We start from the raw sequence: 1,523 nt of genomic DNA on the forward strand, positions 1-1,523 counted from the left end.
TCGACGCTGAACAAGGACCAGCAGCTGGCCGAGATGAAGTGGTTCATCGAGGCGGCTGCGAAGCTCAAGGCCAAGGGCGTCAAGGAAGTCTCGGTGGTCTCGGAGACGCTGACCACGCACGAGTACGAATCCAAGACCCTGGCCAAGGCCTTCGAGGAGATCACCGGCATCAAGGTCAAGCACGACATCATCCAGGAGGGTGACGTCGTCGAGAAGCTGCAGACCTCGATGCAATCGGGCAAATCCATCTACGACGGCTGGATCTCGGACAGCGACCTGATCGGCACCCACTACCGCTACGGCAAGATCATGGCGCTGTCGGACTACATGACCGGCGCCGGCAAGGAATTCACCAACCCCGGGCTGGACCTGAAGGACTTCATCGGCACCAGCTTCACCACCGCACCCGACGGCAAGCTCTACCAACTGCCCGACCAGCAGTTCGCCAACCTGTACTGGTTCCGCGCCGACCTGTTCGCGCGCGAAGACCTGAAGACCAAGTTCAAGGCCAAGTACGGCTACGACCTGGGCGTGCCGCTGAACTGGTCGGCCTACGAAGACATCGCCGCCTTCTTCAGCGAAGACGTGAAGACCATCGACGGCAAGCCCATCTACGGCCACATGGACTACGGCAAGAAGGACCCGAGCCTGGGCTGGCGCTTCACCGACGCCTGGCTGTCCATGGCCGGCACGGCCGACATCGGCATCCCGAACGGGCTGCCGGTCGACGAATGGGGCATCCGCGTGGCGGCCGACAAATGCACGCCGGTGGGCGCTTCGGTCGAACGCGGCGGCGCGACCAACTCGCCGGCCGCCGTCTACGCGCTGACCAAGTACATCGACTGGATGAAGAAATACGCGCCCAAGGAAGCCATGGGCATGACCTTCGGCGAAGCCGGCCCGGTGCCGGCGCAGGGCCAGATCGCGCAGCAGATCTTCTGGTACACCGCCTTCACCGCGGACATGACCAAGAAGGGCCTGCCGGTCGTCAACGACGACGGCTCGCCGAAGTGGCGCATGGCCCCGGGCCCGAACGGCCCGTACTGGAAGCAGGGCATGCAGAACGGCTACCAGGACGTGGGCAGCTGGACCTTCTTCAAGGACGGCGACCCGAACCGCACCGCGGCGGCCTGGCTGTACGCGCAGTTCATCACCGCCAAGACCACCTCGCTGAAGAAGTCCATCACCGGCCTGACCTTCATCCGCGACTCGGACATCCGCTCGGACTACTTCACCAAGAACGCGGCCAAGTACGGCGGCCTGATCGAGTTCTACCGCAGCCCAGCGCGTGTGGCCTGGACGCCCACCGGCACCAACGTTCCTGACTACCCGAAGCTGGCGCAGCTGTGGTGGAAGAACGTGGCCCAGGCGGTCACCGGAGAGAAGACCCCGCAAGGCGCGATGGACAACCTGGCCAAGGAAATGGACGACGTGATGGCCCGGCTGGAGCGCGCTGGCATGGCCCACTGCGCGCCCAAGCTGAACCCCAAGGGCGATCCGGCCAAGTACCTCAGCGACAAGGG

Annotated in this window: 1 protein-coding gene; it reads left to right on the top strand. The window is 64.4% G+C overall.

Annotated features, from left to right (window positions below; all coding sequences use genetic code 11):
* Positions 1–1,523: ABC transporter substrate-binding protein (locus LRH25_RS32565; RefSeq protein ID WP_231013295.1), on the top strand; the 1,523-nt coding region annotated here is incomplete at both ends.

Origin of the sequence: Ideonella azotifigens, assembly GCF_021043325.1 — a bacterium.
GTDB classification, from domain to species: domain Bacteria; phylum Pseudomonadota; class Gammaproteobacteria; order Burkholderiales; family Burkholderiaceae_C; genus Ideonella; species Ideonella azotifigens.